This window comes from Paraflavisolibacter caeni (assembly GCF_025628885.1).
In the GTDB taxonomy this organism is placed as follows: domain Bacteria; phylum Bacteroidota; class Bacteroidia; order Chitinophagales; family Chitinophagaceae; genus Flavisolibacter; species Flavisolibacter caeni.
The window spans coordinates 322,386-346,824 of record NZ_JAOTIF010000002.1 but is presented as its reverse complement, the minus strand read 5'-3'; the positions used below and the strand labels follow the sequence as shown (position 1 = coordinate 346,824).

The window sequence follows — 24,439 nt, the reverse complement described above, 5'->3', positions numbered from 1 at the left end:
AAATTCATCTATCATCTATTCGTCATTCCCCTCATTCTGTCCTCAAGCTCTTCACCGGATTGGCAATAGCAGCCTTGATTGCCTGAAAACTTACCGTTATCAATGCAATCATAAGGGCAGAAACACCTGCAACGACAAACACCCACAATCCTAGGTCAATCCGGTAAGCAAAATCCTGCAGCCATTGGTTCATGAAATACCAGGCTACCGGTGAAGCAATCAATAATGAAATGAGCACTAGCTTGACAAAGTCTTTCGACAGTAGCAGGACAACACCTCTTACTGACGCACCTAAGACCTTGCGAATGCCAACTTCTTTTTTCCTGCGCTCTGCAGCAAAAGCTGCCAATCCAAACAATCCCAGGCATCCTACACTTATGGCTATAGCAGTAAATACCCACACTAAGGCCTTGAGTTTATCTTCTGCTTTGTACATCTTGCCAAAGCTTTCATCCAAAAAGTTGTATTCTATAGGATAATCAGGTGTATAGCGATTCCATACCTGCTTTACATGCTGAATGCTCTGATCAATGGCCGCAGCTTTCATCTTTACGGCTACTTTCCAATAAGCATCCGGATATATATGCAGCACAGCGGTTTCGAGTTTATCGTATAAACTTTTATAATGGAAGTCCTTCACAACACCAATGATCATCCCCTTTTTTAGAGAGTCAGGACGCTGATCATTCCATGTAGGCCATAATAATGTTTGTCCCAGTGCTCTACCAGGAGTACCAAAACCTAGCTCTTTAACAGCTGTTTCATTGATGATAAAAGCTTCATCTTTATCTGTTTTGATCTGTTTTGAAAAGTCCCTACCAACCACTAACTGCAGGCCTAATGTTTTGATGTAGTCGTGATCTACGATCAGGTGTGTAGCTGAATATATCTTTTGTTCACCATTACGAGGCACAATGATCTGATCTCCAGCCACGGCATCGCCAGGAAAGCCATAGCCGATAGAAACAGATGAAATACCTGGTGATTGAAGCAGTTCATTTTTGAATGACTCATGATTCCGGAAGAGCTGATCACCCCTCATTGGAAAGAACATGATCTGTTCTTTAGAAAAGCCCAGGTCTTTGTTGTGCAGGTACTTTACCTGTCTGTAAACAACCAGCGCACTGATGATCAGTAATACAGATAATGTGAATTGAATCACAACCAATCCGTGCCGCAACCATGGAATCCTGCCTGGCAAAACATCACTGACCACATTGCCCTTGAGCACCTTTACAGGATGAAAGCCAGATAATACCAGGGCTGGATAAAAGCCAGCCAGCACGCCCACAAGCACAGTAAGCAGAAACAGTAATAGCAATACAATCGGGTTGGTAAATAATGGAAACGATATCTGTTTATCCGTAAACTGGTTCAAAAGTGGAAGAAATAGAAAAGTCAGCACAACTGAAAATAGGATGCTGATGAACGCAAGAAGAATCGTTTCACCAGTGAACTGTATCATCAGCTGTTTACGGTTAGCGCCTATGGATTTCCGAACACCTACTTCCTTGGCTCTTTGTAATGACTTCGCGGTTGCAAGGTTGATGAAATTAAAACAGGCAATGAGGAGTATAAAGACAGCTATAATGGTCAATGCTTTCACATAAGTGATATTACCTCGTACAGACATATCATACTTGAAGTCTGCTGAGTATAAATGAATATCTTCCAAACGCTGAAAGAAAGGATTGAATGTCATCCTGTCTTCTTTTCTAAAAGTTTCTGTCTTTTGTGCTACGGTTTTCTTGAACTCGGCTTCTAATTTTTGTACATCGGCGCCTTTCTTCACTTTCACATAACTATAAAACTGTTGCCAGCGCCAGCTTTGTATACGGTCTGCAGGTATACCCGCAGCAGCCATAGGCACCAAATAGTTGAACTGCAAATGAAATTTTGGATGCTTATAGAATACACCTTTTACAAAGAAAGGTTGTTTTTCCATGAGTAATGATTTTCCAACAGGGTTGTCATTGCCGAAAAACCGACGAGACATTTCCTCTGAGATCACAATTGATGCAGGATCATCCAAAGCGTCCTTTCGCGAACCATACTTGAACGGAAGTTGAAAGATATCGAAGTAGGTAGAATCCACATAAAAACCGCTTGCTTCATAGAGTTTTACTTTTCCGGCTTCAAAAAGGCGGCTGTATTCGGGCTGCATCATGATTCTGGCTGTCTTTTCTACTGCGGGAAAATCCTGCTGTAATGTTGTTGCAAACATGGGAGGCACAGGAGCCAGCATTCGTACACCTTCATTATTGGTGCTCTCGTTGTAAATACGGTAAACCCGTTCTCCATTTGGAAGAAACCGATCATATTGCTTTTCATCCCATACAAACAACGTAATGAGCATGCAGGCAGTAAGGCCGAATGTTAACCCTGCAATGTTGATAAAGGAAAAACCTTTGTGTCTTATGAGGTTTCGAATGGCTACCTTGAAAAAGTTTTGCAGCATAAATACATTTTACTCGGTTCGTAAATTCTTCACCGGATTGGCAATAGCTGCTTTGATAGCTTGTATACTGATAGTGAGAAACGCAATAGAGAAAGCTACTAAGCAACCGGCCAGCACTATCCAGATCGTAAATGGTGTTTTGTAAGCAAAGCCCTGGAGCCACTGGTTGATAAAATACCATGCAAGTGGAGATGCCACAAGAAAGGAAATAACAACCAGCTTTAAAAAATCTTTCGACAACAGCGATACAATACCCGCTACACTTGCGCCCAACACTTTGCGGATACCAATTTCCTTGGTACGTTGTTCTATACTGAATGTAGTTAGCCCAAAGAGTCCCAGGCAGGAAATGAAAATGGCAATGACAGTAAAGTAGCGAATAAGCGCTGCCAGCCTTTCTTCTGCTATATAGTTCTTTTGAAAATCCTGGTCCAGGAAACTGTATTCAAAAGGCTCGTTTGGATTGAGTGTAGACCATGCTGTACCTATACTACTCAGTGTAGTTTTGATGTTTCCGGTTTTGGCATGAGCAATCATATAGCCATAGTCCCGCGAATGACCTAACAAAAAGCCATAGGCTCCAATTTTCGTATACAATCCTTCAAAATGAAAGTTTTTAACGACGCCAACAATGGGATATAACATTTCTCGTCCAGCCCAGGCCATAATGAGGTTCTTTCCTATAGCATCTTCAGGATCTTTGAATCCAAAAGAATGAAGAGCCTGTTCATTTAATATGATCCGGTTAGCTGTGTCACCCGGGAATTCTTTAGAAAATAACCGGCCTGCCACCAACTGAATGCCAAGCGTTTGTAAATAGCTGTCATCAACGCGGTTCATGAAAACTTGTTTCGTATTGTCAGAAGCATCCCCCTGCCTATACATGAGCCAATCCATTACATTGTCTATTCCCGGGTAAAAGATAGAAGCCCCTGAAGAAGAAATAGAGCTGCTCGCATTCAATGAATTCTTTAAGGATGGATAGATCTGTTTGGCTGTTGATGTGCGTAAAGGAATAACAATTTGTTGCTCTTTCTGGAAACCCAGATCCTTATTTCTAAGATAACGCATCTGGTTGCTGATCGTGATGGACGCAACCACAAGGGCAACTGAGATCACGAACTGAAAAACCACCAATACTTTCCTGAAGGAAATAGCCGAAAGGGAATTGGAAAACCGTCCTTTCAACACTTTGACAGGCTTGAATGCGGACAGGTAAAAAGCAGGGTAAATACCAGCAATAATACCAGCTATCAATGTGATGAGTAAAAAGCCACTAATCAACAAAACATATTGCTGTATCGAGAAAGTAAAATCCTTTCCTGCCACCTGTTCAAACAGGGGCATCAAAAGGGTTGTCATTACCAGTGAAACCACAAAGGCTAACAAGGAGAGAAGTATAGCTTCCCACAAAAACTGTTGTACCAATGCTATTTTTTCTGCGCCCAACACCTTTCTGACACCAATCTCTACGGCACGCTTTGAGGAACGGGCTGTGGAAAGATTCATGAAATTGACACAGGCAATCAGCAGGGTAACAATGGCAATAGAAAAAAGAAGATATAAGTAACTGACACTGCCGCCAGGTGTAACATTACCTCCAGTATTCGCATACAAATGAATATCTTTTACTGGTATCAGGAAATGTTTGCGTCCACGTCCCGACGCCTGCAGTTCTTTCCCGGCATACTTTTGAATGAAAGGATCAAATTTAACTTCCAAAGCTTTTGGCTTAGCACCCTGCTTTAACAACAGGTAGGTATAGAACAGGTTGTTATTCGCCAGGTCATCTAGTTTCTTTAGCCATGGGCCCACTTCCCCGCTCTGCATCGACATGACAAACCTGGCATCAATATGAGAAGGAGTTTTAGAAGGAATGAATACGCCGGTAACCTTAAAATCATAAGCACCACTGGTGTTGCTGTTGATATGAACCGTTTTATTCAAGGCAAGCTCATTACCAAATATTTTATGGGCAATATCTTCGGAGATCACTACAGAGTTGGGTTCATTCAATGCTGTTTCAGGGTTGCCTTCTTTGAATTGGTAAGAAAATAATCTGAAGAAAGTTGGATCAGCAAAATATCCGGAAGTTTCATAAAACGAATGAATGTCTTTGCCTGCTTTATATTGGAAAAGCGTTTTATCATCCTGGAAGGCTTTTAACAATCGTACGGTGCTTTCTACCTCTGCAAACTCTTGTTGCATGGTAGGTCCCAGTGGTGCAGGTGTAGTGGCAAAGCGGTCCTCTTTTCCTTCCATGATACTCAGGGTACCCACCTGGTAAAGACGGTTGCCCAAAGCATGCTGCCTGTCATAACTGAACTCTTTGAACAGGTACATGGAAATGAGCAGGCAACAGGTCAATCCAATAGACAGTCCGAAAATATTGATAAAGGAAAAGACTTTATTATTGACTGCATTACGCCAGGCAATTTTTATGTAATTACTTATCATGGATTTGCTTTTACCAATAAAAAACTTATTCACCTCCCCCTATATTCGTCATTCTATATTCGAATCACTCGTCATTCCCATCATACCATTAAATTTTCCAATACGGTTTGTCCATCCAGCATACGGATAATGCGGTGACTATAACGGGCATCATGTTCAGAGTGTGTAACCATCACTATTGTAGTTCCTTGTTCATTCAGGTCCGTCAACAGTTGCATCACTTCATTACCATTGCTGGAATCGAGGTTACCTGTAGGTTCATCAGCCAGGATTAATTTGGGTTTGTTAACCACAGCACGGGCGACTGCCACGCGTTGTTGCTGACCTCCCGATAGTTGTTGTGGATAATGATTGCGGCGATGCATGATCTGCATTTTATCCAATACGGCTTCCACCCTGCTCTTGCGTTCCGAAGTGCTAACACCCAGGTAGATCAGGGGGAGTTCCACATTTTCAAAAACTGTCAGTTCATCAATCAGGTTAAAGCTTTGAAATACGAAGCCGATATTCCTTTTGCGCAAATCGGCTCTTTTCCGCTCATTAAAGCGGGAGACTTCAATGCCATTGAATAAAAAGCTGCCTCCATCCGGGTCGTCCAACAAACCAAGTATGTTCAGTAGTGTAGATTTGCCGCAACCCGATGGGCCCATTACAGCAACAAATTCCCCTTCAGCTACCTGCATGGAAAGTTTATTGAGAGCAACTGTTTCGACTTCTTCCGTCCGGTATATTTTTTCCAGGTTTGTGATCTTTATCATTGTTGTTATTTATTGCAGTGTGTTAATTTTTAAAAACAATAAAAGGATAAATGAAGTTTACTTCATCTAGCAATACTCCCGAATCAGATTCGATAAGAATTTGAGAGCTTGCTTTTTTATGCGCATCTGTACAAATACTGGTCACACATAAACATAGGAGCAAAACAAACTTGAACATAACGTTGGTTTTATAATTCTGTTTGTAGTTTTAAACTTTCTCATTCTGAAATACCCATTCGTCATTCCCATCTATCATCTATTTTCTGATCACTAATTCCTGCATATCTCCGTAATTTTCATAACTGGAAGTCACTACCTTATCTCCCGGCTGCAAACCACTCAACACTTCATAATAATCAGGGTTTTGACGTCCAAGTTGTACATCAACCTTATATGCTTTCTTCCCATCATCACTCAATTTGAAGATCCAGTTGCCACCAGTTTGTTGAAAGAACCCTCCTTTAGCTACCAGCAATGCCTCTGTCTCATCACTCAGGGCTAATCTTATTTGTAACGACTGTCCCCTGCGTATGCCCGGAGGTGTGGCACCAATAAAATCCATATCCACCTGGAAGCGGCCATTGTTGACCTGTGTATATACTTTTTTAATTTTCAACGTATAGTCTTTACCGGCAACAGATACTTCTCCCATTTGCCCGATGAAGATGCGGGAAATATAGTGCTCATCTATATCAACACGCACTTTGTAGCCACTCAAAATATCAATCTGTCCCAAACGCTCTCCTTTATTTTTCGACTGGCCGATTTCTGCATCCAGCGACGTTAACTGCCCATCAATTGGAGCTTTCACTACAAGATCCTGTACTTTTCTTCTCATCAACGACAATGCATTCTGCATACGTGCATAAGAAGCGGCCATTTGGTTGATCTGTTGTTTGTTGGAGATCTCATCCTGCTGTAGCGTTTTGTCATTTAGCTTCTTTCTGTTTACCTGGTAATAATAGTTGTTTTCAGAAGATTTGAATTCCTGTGAACCAAGCGCCCTTTGTTCATACAAGTACTTATTCAACTTGTATATTCTTTCAGCCTCGGTCAAAGCATTTTCAACCTCTGCCTTTTGATTTAATTGCTGGATGGTATTTTGAACAGCATTATTCTTTGTATTCTGCATTTGGGTCAACACTTCAAAGACAGCCGTCTCCTGGTTGGCAAGGCTTAACTCCAGGTCTGTATTTGACAAACGAAGAATAGGTTGGTTCTTTTTCACCACAGCCCCATCTTCAACAAATCTTTCTTCTACTCGTCCTCCTTCCAATGCATCAAGGTAAATAGTTGCCACAGGCTGTACAATACCGTTTACAGGAATAAATTCCTGGAAGGTCCCCTTCTTTACTTCACTTATGGTTATCCGTTCAGGATCAACATTTAAACGGCTTTTCCCTGACGTAAAGTACCAGCTTCCCAAAAGGAGCATTAAAATAGCTATAATGCCTGCCATGGTCAATATCCTCTTTTGATTCCACCTTTTTTTTGTAATAACTCTATCCACGGTTTTAATTTTAAAATAGAAAGTAGTCTAACGCTCAATACTTTTCCAATATCATTTTCTCTCCAGATTCGTCATTCGAATCATTCGTCATTCTAACATTCACAATAATACCAATGTTGAACGCGATTCATTTTCAACCACTTAACAATTCCATTGTGTACAAAGACGTTCATTTCTGCACATATACTGTCCGCTTTTGATACACTACCGTTTATCCATTAAATGTATTGCCGCTCATTTACAAGTCCTTACAATAATGGTATAGTTGTAGATTCGTTGAAGCAACCACTTTTCTACCATGTCGCTAAAAAATGCCTGTATATTAATCATTGATGATGATGTTGATGTTCTGACAGCAGTTCGTTTATTACTGAGGCCAGAAGTAAAAGAAGTTGTAACCGAAAAGAACCCGGAGAACATACGCAACTTGCTGGCTCGCCAAAGTTTTGATGTCATCCTTCTGGATATGAACTTCAATAGTTCGATCAATACAGGAAACGAAGGCATCTTCTGGTTAAAAAAGATCAGGGAATTCAAGTCTGATGCGGCAGTGATCATGATCACTGCATATGGCGATATTGACTTAGCCATCCGGTCGCTCAAGGAAGGTGCTTTTGACTTTGTAGTTAAACCCTGGCACAATGAAAAGCTCCTTGCGACCATAACAGAAGCATATAAAAACAATAAAAACACGGCAAGTAAATTACTTGTAGAGAGCAACACGGTCATTGGCAACGAGCTGATCGGTGAATCAGAGGCCATGCAGGACATATTCTTCAAGATCCGGAAGATCGCGCCAACTGATGCCAACATCCTGGTACTTGGTGAGAACGGAACCGGGAAAGACCTGATCGCCAAAGCAGTACACCAGCATTCTTTACGGTCAAAGCAACCCTTTATCAAAGTAGATGTAGGTGCACTTACTGAATCTCTGTTTGAAAGCGAACTCTTCGGACATAAGAAGGGTGCATTTACCGACGCCCGTGAAGACCGGCAAGGCAGGTTTGAGGCAGCCAATGGCGGTACACTTTTCCTTGATGAAATTGGCAATATTTCCTTATATCAGCAGGCAAAACTGTTGACCATATTGCAGAACCGCCAGGTAACCCGCTTAGGAACCAACATACCCATTCCTATTGATATCCGCCTGATTTGTGCTACCAATGTACCCATGTCTGACCTGGCTAATGAAAGTCGATTCCGCAAAGACCTTATTTACAGGATCAACACTGTGGAAATCGTTGTCCCACCACTCAGAAAAAGGGGCAATGATATCATCCTGCTGGCAAAGCATTTCAGTAAAATATACACCAACAAATACCTGAAGCCAGCTATGGAATTTGATGAAGGAGCGATCCAAAAATTAATGCAGTACCATTATCCGGGTAATGTGCGCGAATTGCAATATGCTATTGAAAGAGCAGTGATCATGACAGATGGTAATACACTGCAGGCAAATGACGTTATCTTCTCCCCAATCGAATCGGCAACATTAGTAAAGGAAGAACCTCTGCAAACCAACCTTAGTGCTGTAGAAAAGAATACCATTCTGCGCGTTATCGAAAAGCACAGTGGTAATATTTCCAAAGCTGCTAAAGAACTAGGGATCACCCGAACCGCTTTATACAGAAGACTAAATAAGTATGATATATAAAAAATTTGAGTGGCGCATTGTGCTACGTGTTTTATTGCTCTTCATTTTATTGTCCGCCGCAGCTTATCTGCTGGTTAATAAGTGGTATATATATTTAGTTTTCATCATCCCCCTGATCATTTACCAGGTAATCGAATTCATCAACTTCCAAAGAAAAGCACAGAAAGAACTTTCTCAGTTTGTTGAAGCTGTTCACTACCGCGACTTCTCGCGTTACTTTGAAGTGAAGCATGCGCCCTCAGAATTACAAACATTGCACCAAGGCTTTAATGAAATCAATACCACATTCAAGATCATCAGTAAAGAAAAAGAAATGCAATACCAATACCTGCAGAAGATCTTAGAACTGGTAGAGACCGGGATTCTGTCTTATGACCTGGAAACCGGTGAGATCGGGTGGATGAACGAGTCGCTAAAAAAAATGCTGCAGTTGCCCTATCTCAAAACATTTCATTCGCTAGCAAGGAGAGACCATGACTTGTACACTGACATTAAAAACCTGCAACCTGGCGAAAGCAAGATCGCAAAAGCCCACCTGGAGAAAGAGACTTTCAAGATATTATTATCAGCTACAGCTTTTCAAACGGATAACAAAAAATACAAACTGATTGCCTTCCAAAACGTTAACGAAGCACTGGATGAAACTGAATCCAAAGCATGGCAGAAGCTATTGAGCGTCATGACCCATGAGATTATGAATTCTGTGGCGCCCATCTCTTCCCTGGCTGAAACCCTCAAGAAAAGACTGCATCTTTCAACCAGCCAGATTAGTGCAAACGATGGCTCACTGGAAGACCTTGAAATAGGTATAGATACGATCAAGCGCCGCAGTGAAGGATTGTTCAAGTTTGCAGAAACCTATCGCAACTTAAATAAGATCACAACCCTGAACCTGCAAAAGGTATACATCCGCGATCTTTTTGCCAACATCCACAAACTAATGGAACCTACTTTTGAGCAAAAGAATATCGAGCTTGAGATCATTTTAAAGAATCCCGACCTGGCCCTGGAAGCTGATCCAAACCTGCTAGAACAGGTATTGATCAACCTCGTAGTAAATGCTATTGAAGCAGTAAAAGAAAAACCCAACCCGGAGATTATTCTTACTGCCAGCCAATCACTCAATAGAAAGATCACAATCAAGGTGGTTGACAATGGTTCCGGAATACATGAAGAATTATTGGATAAAATATTCATCCCCTTCTTCAGTACCAAAAAAAATGGTAGTGGCATCGGCTTGAGCTTGTGTAAACAAATTGTCATGCTTCACCGGGGCACATTGCAGGTACAATCCGTGCGAGGTAAAGGCTCAGCTTTCTCCATGCAGTTCGGATAAGCTTCCACCCAATTTTACTTTTGTTTCAAACGATTCGCCATTCTTTCAATTCGTCGTTCAAATCGCTTTACTGATTCTCTTCACCGTAACATAAATCAGAGTCATTAAAACTGCATAGCAAAAGATCATCCCCCAATCAAACCTGTTTCGGATAGGGTGCACCAGCAGGTACCTGATTTCATCGATGAGGTTAGAGGGATTGGTTACAACATCCCAACTATTGAACCTCAGGTAACGCCCCAGGTAAATGCCCAAAGCATTGAGCAGCATAATGGGATATAAAAACCAGATGCCTGTTTCAATGTCCCATTTTTTCTCTATGACTTTTTCAATTTGCCGAACAGATATAACGCCCATTAGTAATCCATTCCATGCAAAAGAAAAGATCAGCGCCAGATCGAACCAAAGAGGTATCGAAACGTTTTGCCGTAAGTGAAAAAGATCTGTAATAATATAGAAAGAATTGGGCAGGAAAAGCAACCAGCAGGTTAAAAAAGCAAAGAACTTTATATTTGATTGCTTCCAAACATCACGCTTACTAACGGCATTGGAAATCCAATAGGGAACAAATGCCAGGAAGAGATTCCATATCAGTGAAATGTACCGCCAGTTATCGGCATATACCCCTCTGATGCAAACCAGCACAATACTAAACAGGCAGGAAAGCAAAAGGGTACGGTTTAATTCAGATTGTTCGAAATAAAAGCGGCGCAGAAACGGCACTTTGGAAATCAGGTAATTCATGAATCACAATAGTTTAGGAATAAAAATGAGTAAACCAACAACAACAGCTGCCAAGGCCGTAACCAGCACTGCCGCCGCCGCCATGTCTTTGATAATCTTTATTTGGGGATGCTTTTCTGTTGACAGGAAATCCATAATCTTTTCTATAACGGTATTGAACAATTCAGCCGTCCACACCATGGCTATCACAATAACCAGGGCCATCCATTCTATCCTGCCGATCTTCAGAGCAATTGCCAGGCCAAAAGCTAGTATTGTAAGTGTTAAATGTATCCAGGTGTTGTGGTCAGTCCGTAAAGCAACTTTGATACCTGCCCAGGCATAAACGAAGCTGCTGAGCCTTTCCTTTGTCGAAAACCTTCTTCGTTCCATTTTAATAATTATAAGTACAAATTTCAATAATTCACTATTGCCAGTTATTCATTGCCGATCTAATCATCTCTATACACTTGTTTTATCGGCAATCCATTTCCACCAGAATGCGGTGCAGGTGATATAGACAAACATTTGATACAGGTCGTCGCTTCCTGAATGTCCATTGCGGATAATAGCCAGGCATACAGGCACCAGGAAAATAATAGCCAGCAGTGTGATCAGGAATCCTGCATAATGAACAGGAATATAGATCCACCCATATTGACGAAACCAGATTGTTTTCATGATGGTTTGTTTAGAGGTTTTATGCAATTGCAGGGAAAGGAGTAGCTACTTCCTTCCCGCGATTATTTACTTTAGATAAGATTGCTTCCAGCAATGGCAGCATTCCATTCAGCCCTTTTGTCTTGATAATAAAGTTCCAAAGGGGTTCAAACTTTTTCCAGCCACCTGCATATGTGAAATGTTTGATCTTGTGTTTTATATTTTCGTGCTGCAGGCTGGCTTTCATAATATTACTCCAGCTATAAAATGATTTGTATGACCAATCATAACCTTTCTTTAGTTCTTCAGCAGATAACCCTACAGTTTTGTACACTACCTGGCGGGTATCATATTGATCCCAGTTTCGGTGCAGCAATCGGCCCTGCTGTTCCATTGTTTTAAATAAAGCAGTACCAGGATAAGGTGTAAGAATGTGAAAAGTAGCCGTAGTGAGCGCATTTTGCACTGCCCAATCAACAGTACGCGAGAATACATCCTTATCATCGTCATCCAGTCCGAATACAAAACTGCCGTTGATCATAATCCCCAGGGAATGCAACCGTTCAATAGCTGACTGGTAGTCTTTTCCCAAGTTTTGCTTCTTATTGCTTTGATGAAGATTAGCTTCATTTAAAGTCTCAAAGCCGACAAAAACCGAGCGCAACCCAGCCATTGCAGCTTTTTCAATAAGGTCACCACGTAAAATGGCATCAATAGTGGAAGCTCCCTGGAAAACACGATTCATTCCTTTCATCCCTTCGAAAAGAGCTGAAGCGAATTTATAATTGCCTAACAGGTGATCATCAAGGAAGTACAGATGCTTGCCTGGCAAACGATCTATTTCGGCCAGTGCAGCATCAACCCGCTGGGTATAAAACGACTTACCGCCTTCAAAAAAAGCATCTTTATAACAAAAAGAACAATGGTGGGGACAACCGCGCGACACAACAATTGAATTCGGAACAAGGTATAAATGTCGTTTGATCAAGTCACGCCTGACTGGCGGTATACCTTCAATGTCCCTTTTAGAATTAACATACACGCGCTTGGCATCACCCTTTCGGAAATCCTTTAAAAATTGAGGAAACGTATCCTCCGCCGGCCCAATGAAAATACTATCGGCATAAGGTAGAGCTTCGTCTGGCAGGGAAGATACATGCAATCCTCCCAGGCAAACGTAAGCACCTTTATTACGGTAATGATCCGCCAGGGCATAAGCCCTAAAAGCATTGGTGATATATACCTGGATGACAACCAATTGCGGTTCATCATCCAGGTTGAGCACTTCTACATGTTCATCTTGCAATTCTATTTCATCTTCAGCATTGCAATAAGCAGCGAGTGTAGCCAGGCCTAAGGGTGGAAATAAAGAGTACTTGATCGGACGCCAGTATGGGCTCTTGGCTTCAGTAAGCGCAGGCAAAATCATTTTAATCTTCATACATACCTCCTTACCATTGCATCTTCCTTGTAAACGACATGATCACACCCAGTGTAATAAACAAACCTATACTACCCAATAAAAGCGCATAATCTTGTAGTTGCAAAAGGGTGAAGATATAAGTGTACATGAGCAGGAGTACCATTGCCAGTAAAGTAGTAAGCCTCGAAGATGTCAGGATACCATTGACAAACCAGGCGATCAGGCCAATTGTAGCCAGGGATGCGATGATGTAAGAAGCATTAAAACCTATATATTCTGAAAAAGAAAGTAATAATGTATAAAACAGGATCAGTGCCAAACCAATCAATCCGTATTGAAAAGGATGTACCGACTTCTTCTGTGTGGTCTCGATCAGGAAGAAAGCTGCAAAAGTGAGTAGGATGCATAAAACAGCATACTTGATCGAACGCATGGTCTTCTGGTAACCACTAACCGGCACAAACAAGTCGACCCCAAAAGCTGCAGAACTGGTATTGATACCATTGCCAACAGGCGTTGTAGTGGTAGCATGATCAACCGAACGTCCATCCTGGTCACCAACAACGTAAGCCCCATCCTTCCATTGCTGCGGAAAGTTGCGCTTATGGGCCAGGCTTTTCCAGGTCGCACTAAAACCATTCTCTTTTAAGTTTGAACTCTGTGGTAGGATATTACCTGTAAAAGAAGGATGTGGCCAGGAAGACTGCAGATTAACAGTGGTTATTTTTCCAAAAGGCGTAAACAATAATTGCTCAGACCCACTCAGATCAACCGTAGCTGATACTTTTACATTTTTGAAATCTTCAGCTTTTGTAAGATTCAATGGTGCACTCAATCCGCCACTGGCAACTTCTTCAGCCTCTGTTTGAGGTGCCATCAGACAAGGACGGTTATTCCACTTTACCACCAACTCTTCATTCAGCCCCTTAGTGTCGGTAACATACATTTTTACAAATGCCTCATTCCATAAAATGTTTTCCTGTGATATGTTTAGCTTTTGTGGATTGATTTCTTTAAAGGTGGCAGATATATCGTTTTTGGAAGTATAGAGCATCACCTTGTAAATCCCTCTATGCTTTTCCAGCGGTGATACTACAGAATTGATGTTCAGGTCATCAGGCAGGAATGTTGCAAAGTGTTTTGTTTGCACTCTTTTGGAGGTATCACCTGCCGCCTTCCAGTAAGGTACTACAACTACCGGACCTGAAATGTTTTGCCTGCTTGCCCATTTAGAGCTAACCTCCGCTATGGCTTCCTTTTGACGTTCTTCTCTTTCCTTGATGAGGTTCTGGACATAAAAAGTTGGAATCATTAACAGTAGTACCAACAGGCCAATGATCAGGCCTTTAACCAGCAATTTACTTTTGGACCAAATGTTTTGTGCGAAGCTTTCCATGTGTGTCAGTTTTTATATATTAAAAAGTACTTTGTATTTCAAAGTGTAAGTGCAAAAAAAATTACCTTACTCCTTTGATCATGTTTTCCAATGCATTAAGATGATCTGCAAATGATTTTTGCCCCACTTTGGTAATAGAATAGGTAGTATTGGTCTTACGCCCGATAAAACCCTTGTGCACTTTAATAAATCCATTCTCTTCCAATGTTACCATGTGAGTAGCCAGGTTGCCATCTGTAACTTCCAGCATCTGCTTAAGGTCATTAAAACTCACTTCCTCATTCACCATCAGCACACTCATAACGCCCAGGCGAATGCGGTTGTCAAATATTTTATTCAGACCAGATATCGGGTTTTTTGATACTGCCATTACTTTTTTATTATCATTCAAACTCTTGCCAACAATCAAACATGTACACCAGGATGACGTTCATTCTTCCACCACATCACAAAGCCATAGATCATGTGCAACACGCCAAAGCCAAAAGCCCAGAAGTACAAACCATACCCGATAAACTGGGTAGAAATCAGTCCTAAAGCGATTTGCAGCAGACCAAGGTAGCGGATGTCACTCAAAGTATATTTACTACCATTCACCAGGGCCAATCCATAAAATATAAGACAGAGAGAAACCACATAACTCCAATCATTATACCGCAAAATTGCCAGGATCAGCAGTCCCCCGGTGACCAAAGGGATCAGCATGTTGATGGTCAGCTTTTTTGCTGTATGGTCCCAAACAGGCAGGTTGTTTTGCGATGCCCTGCGCCAGGTAAAGAAAAAGGCTGAAGCCAAAGCCGCAGCAAGAACTGCGCCTGCCAGAAACACCAGGCTCCATTTCAAATGTTGAAAAGCAGCGCCGGAATATCCAGACTTGTTATATTGTTGATAGTACTCATCAATCCAGTCATAAGCTATGAAGGCCCCAATTAAAGCCCAGGCGCCGGCAGCGATGCCACTTAGTCCACTCAGTGAAATAAATCTGGAGGAGCGCTGCATAATGCGACGAATGTCCTGTAAGGTCTCCAATGGCTGACTTTCCAAACTCATAAAAAGCACTTTGTAATACAAAGTAAATAAGAAAAATGGGTAACTACCAAATTTGAAGGGAAAATTTTTCTATGTGATTGCAAAAGGCCTTTTAATAAGTAAGAAGAAGTGAAATATTTTTAATAGATAGCCTAGATACTTATATCACATTTCTTTAAAAACGCTCTGATCTTACCTGGCTGAATGCCGTAATTAAAGTTTTGTGTATAGCTGATCCCGGCAAAGTTTACAGACACCAGCCTACCTTTTTCATCGAGCACAGGTGAGCCGCTGGATCCGGGAAGTGTTGGAATTGTATACATCAACTTATAATCATCTGTGTTTTGACTGCTCTTGCCTTCAGTTAACGGGGCTTTCACTCCAGCTGTTTTCATTTTATTGCTTACCTACGAAATTACTCACCTCTTTCCGTTCATCCAACGCCCTCACTAGATCCACCTTGGGCTGCAGCAACTTAGCTACCAAACCCGTCCACCCCGTCTGATGACTTGCCCCGGCTCCTCTCCCATTATCGCCATCAAAGTATTCATAAAATAAGATGTAATTCCTGAAATGCGGATCGTTCTGCAGCTTCTCATATTGCCCAAACACAGGCCGCCTCCCTTCACCATCCAACAAAAAAAGGCTAGAAAGTCTTTGAGATAATTCATCTGCAATCTCACCCAGCGTCAAATACTGCTGGCTACCTGTAGGATATTCCACTCTATAATCATTTCCATAGAAATAATGAAAACGTCGCAGACTTTCAATAATCAAATAATTTACCGGCATCCAGATGGGACCACGCCAGTTGCTGTTGCCACCGAATATGCTAGAAGATGCTTCTGCAGGAGTATATGCCACAGAAAGGGTATCGCCATTCACATGAAATTGGTATGGAGTCTTTTCATGGTGCTTGGATAATGACCGTATGCCATATGCACTTAGAAATTCTGTTTCATCCAACATCCGCCTCAGTATGGCTTTCATACGGTGGCTACGCAATAAGCTAAGCAAATGTTTGCGAACCTTATTTTCTACCTCCCAGCGTGAAACAAGGTTGGAAAGGTCGGGACGGTAATTTAAAAACCATCTGGCACGGCGGGCAAATTGGGGCACTTTTTCAAGAATTTCATGATCCAGGATCTCTACCGCGAATAAAGGCATCAACCCTACCAAGCTCCTCAGCTTTATTCGACAACTGTTTTCGTTAGGCAGCATCAATACATCATAAAAGAACTGGTCATCTTCATCCCATAAGCCGTCCCTTGTCCCTCCAATGTTGTCCATGGCTCCGGCGATGTATAAAAAGTGTTCAAAAAACTTGGTAGCCATATCCTGGTACACCGGATTGGAAAGCGCAAGTTCCAATGCTATTCTCATCAGGTTGAGTGAATACATGGCCATCCAACTGGTGGCATCCGCCTGCTCAATGAACCCTCCTGTAGGCAATGCGGCACTCCGGTCAAAAGCACCAATATTATCAAGCCCCAAAAAACCTCCTTCAAAAATATTATTACCCTGGTGGTCTTTACGGTTGACCCACCAGGTAAAACTTAATAAAAGTTTATGGAAAATGGATTCTAAAAACTGTAAGTCACCCTTACCATTATTGTTTTGCTGGTCTATCCGGTACACATGCCATGCGGCCAAAGCATGTACTGGCGGATTTGCATCACAAAAGGACCATTCATAAGCGGGCAGCTGTCCATTTGGATGCATGTACCATTCTTTTGTCAATAACAACAACTGCTGCTTGGCAAATGCACTATCAATCATGGCCAGGGGCACACAATGAAAACATAAATCCCAGGCAGCATACCAGGGATATTCCCATTTGTCCGGCATAGAAATAATATCGGCATTATTCAGGTGTTTCCATTCGTGGTTACGGCCATGCTTGCGCTGAGCAGGAGGCTTAGGCTGTGCAGGGTCGCCTTTTAGCCATTGGTAAACGTCATAGTAGTAAAACTGTTTGTTCCACACCATGCCAGCAAGAGCCTGCCGCTGAACCATCTTAGCATCTTCAGAAACGATGCCTTCCTGGATTTTTTGATAAAACTCATCTGCCTCATGGATCTTGTTTTGCATTATGGCATCAAAACCATTAAAAGGATCTATTACATCAACATTAGTCAAACGCAAGCGGATCACTTGTTGCTCGCCCCCTTTTACAGTGATTTCATGGTTGACGGATGCTTTGGTTCCGAAGGTATGGTTGATAGCATTAACATTATCATGAATAATATAATTGTTGATACCATCCTTTACATATTGAGAAGTATTGGTTACATTATAGAGGCGTTGCAGGTTCGTTTCATTATCACAGAAAAGAAGGGGTGCATCTGCCTCTTGGTATAATGTATAATTTCCTAGCTTTTTATGGTCAATAAAGATATTCTTTTTGTTGTCTGCCAATAATAGAGGCTTATAAGAATCATAGCCCCAAGCCCATGTATTACGGAACCATACAGTAGGCAATACATGCAAGGAAGCCTCCTGCTGACTACGGTTATAAATTGTAATCTTGATCAGTATATCATTGACATCCGCCTTTGCATATTCTATAAATACATCAAAATACTCGTTATCATCAAAAATACCTGTATCCAGGAGTTCATATTCAGGATCGAGTCTGGTGCGTCGAATGTTTTCTTCAATTAATTGTGCATAAGGATATTCCTTCTGAGGATATTTATACAACATTTTCAGGTAGGAATGAGAAGGCGTAGCATCGAGGTAGTAATACAATTCCTTGACATCTTCACCATGGTTTCCCTCTCTGTTAGTAAGTCCGAATAACCGCTCCTTGAGAATAGGATCTTTTTTATTCCATAACGCAACAGCAAAACATAATAACTGCTGATCATCACTAATTCCGGCAATACCTTCTTCTCCCCATCGATAACACTTGCTCCGTGCCATGTCATGCGTTGTATACTCCCATGCATCGCCATGAATACTATAATCTTCCCTTACAGTTCCCCATTGCCTGTCGGTAAGATAGGGCCCCCATTTTCGCCATGCATCGTTTTGCAGGCGTTCCTGTTCGGTAAGCATGCGTATTCTTTATACTATTAATATACGCATAAAATAACCAACAGGGAGGATTCAGATATTTATTAAATGTCCAACTTATCATTTTCACTACTATTGCTTCACTAGGTCCACACTACTCCTGTTTATTTGAAGAGAATAACCACGGGGCAGATTTACCTGCCGGAAACTGCCGCCAACCGACGCTTTTGGCATTTCCTGTGGAAGTTGAGTTGTATACAGAGGAAATGCTCAGTTCATGTGTAATTAATAAATTCTAACCGAACGAGAAAATAGTTTGATTGTCAATAATCTTTTGGCAAAACAATATGGATAAACGCTTAGAAACTCTGAATTAATCTTAACCCAGGAGTAACTCCTTTAAAGAAATGATTAAAATACATAGCAGGTTCTATTTTTGTTTTTCCTTCAAATAAGGAAAGCCGGCCTGCTCCCATGCGGAATGTATTTTTATCAAAATAGTTTCCGGATCTATGCACTAGGTATCCTAAGGACATGATGAATAATAAATGGGATTCTTTTCTTGGTTCATTATCTCTTATTAACCCCTGACCCCAGGTAAGTGTCAAAAAATCATTGCGGTAAGTTTTCAAACTACCTGCGCTATCCTTGGAAAAGAAAAAATTAGGATCCCACGAAAGAACGATATCCCGCTTAAAAAAGCTCTTAGAGATAATGAGTCCCGCACCTAAACTAAAGGAGGGCACAAAATAATTTTTATAATTCTGTACATCTACTGAAAAGCGGATGTTTAGATAGTTGCCCCCGGCAACATATCCCTTGGGCAACCTGGCTTTTATAGAAGGGTCCTCTTTCAGATAGGCCTCACTCTTTTTAGCAGTTGTGACCCAGGTGTTGTTCACATGATCTTGCAATACTTGCATCTTTTGATTCAAGCGGCCATCAGTATACGAAACCAGATCCGATAGATTATTAACATAAAAGCTGATCCGGTAAGTCCTGGATGTAGTAAAAGCTTTTCGCAACGTGTACTTGGCTATAATGGAAACTGTGCCTATGAAATTGATTGTATCCTGTTCAAGCTTTAAGGAGGCCACTTCCCCATCTTGTACAAGAAAGCTGGAGCCCTTTGGTTTGAACTGCTGGATGCGGATCTTTTTTCTTCCTGAAGAGTCAGCAATATAATCAATGAGCCTGGACAATAGTTCATCGCCTAATGAATCCTTTAATGGTTCCAGGTCCTTGAGAAAAACCCGGATCACAGAATCCATTTTGAGGAATGGCTTCAAATCCTCCATAGCACTTACTTCGATCTGCATTTTATTCCCTTTATCCAAATCAATGAAGAATCTTCTATGAGCATGATTGGGTGGCAATTCAAAGGTTTTATCGGTTTTTGTTGTGTTGTTTTGAGCAAAAGCGATCCCTGTGATGCTGGCCAACAGCATCAAAAAACAAATCATCTTTTTCATATTGTGTTAGTTTGAAGGAGAGAGTTTTATTTTGATAAGGTTATCAGATGCGTTCCGTGAAATGCTGATCAGACCATCATCCTGTGTAAACGGCCTTGTTTGAAATGCTGGAGCTGCATTTTTCCTGGCCAACTGATTTTCCTCCTCACGCTGATTTAATTCATTGATGTGTACTACCCTCATTTTTTTCTTCACTGGCAAAACTGCTATTGCTGCAGCGGTATCTATGTAGTTTGTGGTATTGTTTGTTATCTCTGGTAATGATTCAATCACTGTATCCTGGTTTAATTTAACCTCTTCACCTTTTGAAGCAGTTTCCATGAGTGTATGACCTGGCTTTTTGTTTTTTACTTCGGCAATAATTAATGACTTCCTATTATTCATCACTTTCGTATTATTTGCAACCGAATCATTTTTATTAATTACCTCTATAGATACAGTAACCGGCTTTTTACCTGTTTGTTGTTCACCCTCTTCTGAGAAGCCTGGGTCATTTTGATCCATCATGAACCAGGAAACTCCTATAGCCAAAAACAAACAGGCGGCAACCATCCAATAGGAAATAGCTATTCTTTTCCGGGGCTTCTGATGCATACGCTCCTGTAGCCTTTCCCAGGCTGCCGTTTTATCGGCCAGGGGTTCACTGGGCAGATGGTCTAACTCATCCAATTTATGTTTCCAGTGAAAGGAATCATGGGGTTTTTCGTACGACATAATCTACTCCTTTTTGCAACAACATTTTTTGTAATAAGGTTTTTGCTTTACTTAACTGCGATTTGGAGGTCCCTTCGGCAATACCTAACTGTTCTGCAATTTCCCTGTGCGACATGCCCTCAACTGCATACAGGTTAAAAACTGTACGGTACCCAACCGGCAATTGAACAATCAGGTTAAAAATTTCAGCAGCTGATAATTGATTCAATACATCTTCCTGCAATGCCACTTCTTCAGCAACAGTTTCTGCTACCATGGTAAATCCCGTTTTTTTACGCAAAAACATCAGGCATTCATTGATCATAATTTTTTTAAGCCATGCATAAAGTGACGCATCCCCTTGGTACTGAAAAGCATGTATATTTTTAAAAAACTTATAAAATCCATCCAACATCAATTCTTCGGCATCCTCTATAGTTTTTACATAGCGACGGCAAACCATCATCATCTTGTCTGAAAACAGGTCAAACAAGCACTTCTGTGCAGCGACGCTTCCCTGCTTTGCTTCTTTGACCAACTCCAGCACATTCATTGTGAAAGAAAAGTTTTAATGATTTTATACAATGATAAATGCAGTTTACACACAAGGAGTTGCCTGACAAAAAATTATTTTTCGGAAACAGGAAAAATCGATTAAAGCACCTAAAACAAAAACTCACCCACATAAACACCATCCCTTTCTCCCCCTTCCAGTTGAAGTGTAATTACCTTCCGCTGCTCTGTGCTTCTCCCATAGTTGGTGAACACCTCAACAAGCAGGGTTGTCTTACCTGCAACCTTTACCCCACTTTCACCATAATAGTCCACCTGTATCTTATACTTTCCTTTAGGAGCTTTTTTCAGAAGGAACTGCTCCGGACCATAGCCATCGGTAAAGTCATCGGATATGCGCCCGCCTATTCGGGTTTCTTTTTGACTATAAAAACACTTTTCACCTGAGGGATCTGTAACCCATAAGTCAATGTCTGTATCATTCATATTCCAGTTAAGCACAACCCGTATATCCACAGGCATTGAGTAAATCAGCTTTTTATTGATAGCTGATGTATTGAGGTGGGACTTATATCTACTGATAAGATGATTGATCTCTGTCACAATAGTTTCTTCAATACCCTCATAATTATTCATGACATCACTATTGTATTCCTTTGTCAGTGCCAGGTATAATGTATCCAACGCAGCCTGGTAGTTTCCCTTTTCTGCCAAAGCAAGTGCATAGTCCCGGTAACTTTGTGGTTCCTGTGGCCTCCAGAGCAAAATTTTCTTAAACACAAATTGTTGAATATCCGGTTCTCCTTGTTCTTTTAGCTTAAAGCCTAATAGCTTCAGCAATTCATGATTCTGATAATCCAGCTCACCAAGATTGGTTAATACCTGCAACCCCAATGCTTTGTCCTGCTTCAGGAAAAAGTTGGCTATGTCATAGTAAAAAGTCGGATTCAAAAGGTTTTTATCACGCAATTCAAGGTACACTTGATACTGCTGGTTGCGGGGTGTTTTGGATAACATTTTCAGGTATTCAACCGAAGAAGCTTTTTCTTGCAGTTTGATTTGGGGTTCTTCACGTTCCTTTGCGCCTTTTGAAGTAACCAGGAGTACTCCGTTCATGGCTCTTGATCCATAAACAGCAATCCCAGCTTTCGGCTCCATTGTTTCTATGCGCTCTATCTGCTGTTGTGGAGGTAGAGATGTAGCCACTTTCCCGTCAACAATAACCAGCTGATTTCTATTACTTGACGTATTGGAGGAAACACCTCTTATTCTGGTCCCATGACCTTCTACGACAACTTCATTCATTTGAACTCTTGCGGCACTCAAACCAGCAACTCTCCCTTGCAAAGCCCTTTGAGTAGCGGCTTCCTCATGCTTGGAAATATCGATACGTTGTGATAATGCTTCCCGTTCTTTATTAGCTTCTTCCTGGGCCGAAGGTGGTGGAGGCACATATTCTACCCTTCTCTCTTCGTCAGCCTTAATGGCAATGGCTGTATCCACAGTGGATGTGGCATGATCCATAGTTTCAGCACCCGTGAATTTAGAAATAAGCTTTTTCTTTACAGGAAAAGAAGTATTATACCACTCCCAAAGTGAATTGCTGTATTCTATGGCATTGTCCAGCGTGTTCTGCTGATTCCTGGATAATTCATCTCGACTTTCTCTGAGCAATCGCTTGTACTCGCTGCGTAATTCCAAAGGTGGTTCAATTTGATGCCGTACATAATCCATCACATCTTCCAATACCAACAAGGATGTGTTTTGTGTTACAATAGAGTGCTGTTTTCCTAAGTGCAGTATTTCATCTTTATGATGATCATAATCCTTTTCCAGTTCCTGTATTTTCTTTTGAGCAACTAATTTGCTGAAGTCCCATTCTTCTATTTCGTATTCATCAAAGTCTAGTTGCACCTCTTTTTCAAATGCCACTGCTTTGCCATAGCCGAACTGGAGAGTAATCAAAGTGGGCGCTTCATCCAGTTTACCAGCCATAGAAAAACCGTTATAAATAGTTGTAGGAGTAGAAGGATAATGTTCCACAACATTCTTATTCTTGCGGATACCCAAAAAACGCAGCGATTGATTGGTAAGCCCGCCTATCGCTTCTTCTATTGAACTGCTTGATAAGTTAATAAAAGAACCGCCGTTCTGCTCCGCTATACTTCTAAGCACACTATAATTTGCTTTTGTAGAAGTTGTGACTGTATATACAACATGAGATGCAGAAAGGCTTCCTTCGTCCGACAAGGTACTGAGACCATCTGTAAACAGTATGATTTCATCTGCATCTGGGAACCTGATTGCAGAGTAATCAGTTCCACCATCATAAGTTATCTTTTGTAACAGACCGCTCAATGATGTAGAAAGGCCATCCCTGACTTCATAAGTACCTGCTAGCCTGAAAGTATTATTTAAAGTATATAACTGGATAGTTGCTGTACCCAATCGCTTCAGGTAGGCTTCCAAAAGCTTGATCTCCTTTTCTGTATTGCGGTAAAGGCCACTTAAGGAGTTGTCCCAAACAACTGCCAGCCTTTGAGGTAGCTTTTTAACCTTTGTTGAAGTGGGAAGGAATGTTTGGAGATAGAAATAGTATGCTCCATTTTCATTTTGAACAAAGCTTTCTACTTCTGTGCTGAGCTTGGCAATACTGATATCCAGGGGTTTGTCCATGACCAAATGCTCCCGTTGCTCATGGGCGCAATAGTGACCTTTCTGAAGCATAAAATCAAGCCCGCTGATGGGACTGCTTTGCAACTCAGGAGCAGCCCCCTTTTGTTGCACATCAATACACAAAGAGAACTTTTCAACCGTATCTTTCGAATAAAGAGGCAAATGATATAGAAGCTTTTTACTTCTGTTGAAAGTAAGCTCCTGCTCATAAGCAATAATAATACTGCGCACTCCACGGGCTGGTATGGGATATACGCGGGTGCGGAATACGTTGCCTTCAGTTTTTTCCAGCAAACCAGGATCGATCTTTCTCTTTTCCACGGATTCGAATACTTCTGTAGCTTTTGCCTTTTCAACAGGAACACCTTCCCGCATTCTCCCGTTAATATCCAGCGCATACCGTGTTACGTTGGCACCTTCAGGTAGAGGAAGCACGAAAGTGCCTTCCAGTACCCTGTCAGATGCATTATAAAAAGTCATGGAAAAGTTAGTAGATGAGCTCGTACCAATGATCTTTACACAGATATCAAGCTTTTGCAGTTCAATCGGCGCAGTCTTATCAGATGAGGTTAATTCAGGCAATTGTGCATGAACTGAACCTAGGCTCATAAGAGCGAAAGCAATGAATGGGGGAGCAATTCGCATGGCAGACTTTTCTGGTAA

Annotated in this window: 19 protein-coding genes; 2 read left to right on the top strand and 17 right to left on the bottom strand. The window is 41.4% G+C overall.

Translation table 11 applies throughout. The annotated features are described in order from the left end of the window. Positions 1-31: 31 nt before the first annotated feature. The 4 genes from OCK74_RS05565 to OCK74_RS05550 form a co-directional block, all read right to left on the bottom strand. Positions 32-2,458: an ABC transporter permease gene (locus OCK74_RS05565; RefSeq protein ID WP_279296020.1), complete on the bottom strand. Its 2,427-nt coding sequence runs from the start codon at positions 2,456-2,458 to the stop codon at positions 32-34. 9 nt (positions 2,459-2,467) lie between these two features. Next, the gene (locus OCK74_RS05560) at positions 2,468-4,915 is read right to left on the bottom strand and encodes an ABC transporter permease (protein WP_279296019.1); all 2,448 of its coding nucleotides are present in this window, start codon (positions 4,913-4,915) and stop codon (positions 2,468-2,470) included. An 80-nt stretch (positions 4,916-4,995) separates the two neighbouring features. Continuing rightward, entirely contained in the window at positions 4,996-5,673 is a 678-nt protein-coding gene (locus OCK74_RS05555; protein WP_279296018.1) for an ABC transporter ATP-binding protein, read from the bottom strand. Positions 5,674-5,929: 256 nt separating this feature from the next. Further along, complete coding sequence (locus tag OCK74_RS05550) at positions 5,930-7,183, bottom strand: efflux RND transporter periplasmic adaptor subunit (RefSeq protein ID WP_279296017.1); 1,254 nt, start codon at positions 7,181-7,183, stop codon at positions 5,930-5,932. 298 nt (positions 7,184-7,481) lie between these two features. Between OCK74_RS05550 and OCK74_RS05545 the strand changes: the two genes are divergently transcribed. Continuing rightward, on the top strand, positions 7,482-8,837 hold the full coding sequence (locus tag OCK74_RS05545; protein ID WP_279296016.1) for a sigma-54-dependent transcriptional regulator: 1,356 nt from the start codon (positions 7,482-7,484) through the stop codon (positions 8,835-8,837). Then, positions 8,827-10,173: a sensor histidine kinase gene (locus OCK74_RS05540; protein WP_279296015.1), complete on the top strand. Its 1,347-nt coding sequence runs from the start codon at positions 8,827-8,829 to the stop codon at positions 10,171-10,173. The genes OCK74_RS05545 and OCK74_RS05540 overlap by 11 nt, the downstream gene beginning before the upstream one ends. A gap of 57 nt (positions 10,174-10,230) precedes the next feature. On the opposite strand, the gene OCK74_RS05535 is transcribed toward OCK74_RS05540, so the two are convergent. The 13 genes from OCK74_RS05535 to OCK74_RS05475 all read right to left on the bottom strand — a co-directional run bounded on the left by OCK74_RS05535 (position 10,231) and on the right by OCK74_RS05475 (position 24,421). Continuing rightward, entirely contained in the window at positions 10,231-10,917 is a 687-nt protein-coding gene (locus OCK74_RS05535) for a DUF1361 domain-containing protein (RefSeq protein ID WP_279296014.1), read from the bottom strand. Positions 10,918-10,920: 3 nt separating this feature from the next. Then, entirely contained in the window at positions 10,921-11,289 is a 369-nt protein-coding gene (locus tag OCK74_RS05530) for a diacylglycerol kinase family protein (RefSeq protein ID WP_279296013.1), read from the bottom strand. A gap of 69 nt (positions 11,290-11,358) precedes the next feature. Next, positions 11,359-11,577: a hypothetical protein gene (locus OCK74_RS05525; protein ID WP_279296012.1), complete on the bottom strand. Its 219-nt coding sequence runs from the start codon at positions 11,575-11,577 to the stop codon at positions 11,359-11,361. Between the two features lie 19 nt (positions 11,578-11,596). Beyond that, a complete protein-coding gene (locus OCK74_RS05520) occupies positions 11,597-12,997 on the bottom strand; it encodes a B12-binding domain-containing radical SAM protein (RefSeq protein WP_279296011.1) in 1,401 nt (466 codons plus the stop codon). 10 nt (positions 12,998-13,007) lie between these two features. Beyond that, the gene (creD, locus tag OCK74_RS05515) at positions 13,008-14,375 is read right to left on the bottom strand and encodes a cell envelope integrity protein CreD (protein WP_279296010.1); all 1,368 of its coding nucleotides are present in this window, start codon (positions 14,373-14,375) and stop codon (positions 13,008-13,010) included. Positions 14,376-14,436: 61 nt separating this feature from the next. Further along, positions 14,437-14,745 (bottom strand): winged helix-turn-helix domain-containing protein, encoded by a 309-nt coding sequence (locus tag OCK74_RS05510; RefSeq protein WP_279296009.1) that lies wholly within the window; start codon positions 14,743-14,745, stop codon positions 14,437-14,439. Between the two features lie 35 nt (positions 14,746-14,780). Continuing rightward, entirely contained in the window at positions 14,781-15,425 is a 645-nt protein-coding gene (locus OCK74_RS05505) for a hypothetical protein (RefSeq protein ID WP_279296008.1), read from the bottom strand. A 131-nt stretch (positions 15,426-15,556) separates the two neighbouring features. After that, positions 15,557-15,799 (bottom strand): S1 family serine peptidase, encoded by a 243-nt coding sequence (locus tag OCK74_RS05500; RefSeq protein ID WP_279296007.1) that lies wholly within the window; start codon positions 15,797-15,799, stop codon positions 15,557-15,559. Position 15,800: 1 nt separating this feature from the next. Beyond that, positions 15,801-18,464, bottom strand: coding sequence for an MGH1-like glycoside hydrolase domain-containing protein (locus OCK74_RS05495; protein ID WP_279296006.1), 2,664 nt, complete (start codon positions 18,462-18,464; stop codon positions 15,801-15,803). Positions 18,465-18,781: 317 nt separating this feature from the next. Continuing rightward, complete coding sequence (locus tag OCK74_RS05490; protein ID WP_279296005.1) at positions 18,782-19,894, bottom strand: hypothetical protein; 1,113 nt, start codon at positions 19,892-19,894, stop codon at positions 18,782-18,784. 6 nt (positions 19,895-19,900) lie between these two features. After that, positions 19,901-20,608 (bottom strand): hypothetical protein, encoded by a 708-nt coding sequence (locus OCK74_RS05485; RefSeq protein WP_279296004.1) that lies wholly within the window; start codon positions 20,606-20,608, stop codon positions 19,901-19,903. Continuing rightward, on the bottom strand, positions 20,586-21,140 hold the full coding sequence (locus tag OCK74_RS05480; RefSeq protein ID WP_279296003.1) for an RNA polymerase sigma factor: 555 nt from the start codon (positions 21,138-21,140) through the stop codon (positions 20,586-20,588). Before OCK74_RS05480 ends, OCK74_RS05485 begins: the two co-directional genes overlap by 23 nt. Before the next feature lie 110 nt (positions 21,141-21,250). Then, positions 21,251-24,421, bottom strand: a complete 3,171-nt coding sequence (locus OCK74_RS05475; RefSeq protein ID WP_279296002.1) for a VIT domain-containing protein — start codon at positions 24,419-24,421, stop codon at positions 21,251-21,253. Between the last annotated feature and the right edge of the window lie 18 nt (positions 24,422-24,439).

Bases quoted from the DNA above. Each gene is read 5' to 3' on its own strand.
- OCK74_RS05565 (WP_279296020.1), bottom strand. From the start codon at position 2,458: ATGCTGCAAAACTTTTTCAAGGTAGCCATTCGAAACCTCATAAGACAC.
- OCK74_RS05560 (WP_279296019.1), bottom strand. From the start codon at position 4,915: ATGATAAGTAATTACATAAAAATTGCCTGGCGTAATGCAGTCAATAAT.
- OCK74_RS05555 (WP_279296018.1), bottom strand. From the start codon at position 5,673: ATGATAAAGATCACAAACCTGGAAAAAATATACCGGACGGAAGAAGTC.
- OCK74_RS05545 (WP_279296016.1), top strand. From the start codon at position 7,482: ATGTCGCTAAAAAATGCCTGTATATTAATCATTGATGATGATGTTGAT.
- OCK74_RS05540 (WP_279296015.1), top strand. From the start codon at position 8,827: ATGATATATAAAAAATTTGAGTGGCGCATTGTGCTACGTGTTTTATTG.
- OCK74_RS05535 (WP_279296014.1), bottom strand. From the start codon at position 10,917: ATGAATTACCTGATTTCCAAAGTGCCGTTTCTGCGCCGCTTTTATTTC.
- OCK74_RS05530 (WP_279296013.1), bottom strand. From the start codon at position 11,289: ATGGAACGAAGAAGGTTTTCGACAAAGGAAAGGCTCAGCAGCTTCGTT.
- OCK74_RS05525 (WP_279296012.1), bottom strand. From the start codon at position 11,577: ATGAAAACAATCTGGTTTCGTCAATATGGGTGGATCTATATTCCTGTT.
- OCK74_RS05520 (WP_279296011.1), bottom strand. From the start codon at position 12,997: ATGAAGATTAAAATGATTTTGCCTGCGCTTACTGAAGCCAAGAGCCCA.
- creD (WP_279296010.1), bottom strand. From the start codon at position 14,375: ATGGAAAGCTTCGCACAAAACATTTGGTCCAAAAGTAAATTGCTGGTT.
- OCK74_RS05510 (WP_279296009.1), bottom strand. From the start codon at position 14,745: ATGGCAGTATCAAAAAACCCGATATCTGGTCTGAATAAAATATTTGAC.
- OCK74_RS05505 (WP_279296008.1), bottom strand. From the start codon at position 15,425: ATGAGTTTGGAAAGTCAGCCATTGGAGACCTTACAGGACATTCGTCGC.
- OCK74_RS05500 (WP_279296007.1), bottom strand. From the start codon at position 15,799: ATGAAAACAGCTGGAGTGAAAGCCCCGTTAACTGAAGGCAAGAGCAGT.
- OCK74_RS05495 (WP_279296006.1), bottom strand. From the start codon at position 18,464: ATGCTTACCGAACAGGAACGCCTGCAAAACGATGCATGGCGAAAATGG.
- OCK74_RS05490 (WP_279296005.1), bottom strand. From the start codon at position 19,894: ATGAAAAAGATGATTTGTTTTTTGATGCTGTTGGCCAGCATCACAGGG.
- OCK74_RS05485 (WP_279296004.1), bottom strand. From the start codon at position 20,608: ATGTCGTACGAAAAACCCCATGATTCCTTTCACTGGAAACATAAATTG.
- OCK74_RS05480 (WP_279296003.1), bottom strand. From the start codon at position 21,140: ATGAATGTGCTGGAGTTGGTCAAAGAAGCAAAGCAGGGAAGCGTCGCT.
- OCK74_RS05475 (WP_279296002.1), bottom strand. From the start codon at position 24,421: ATGCGAATTGCTCCCCCATTCATTGCTTTCGCTCTTATGAGCCTAGGT.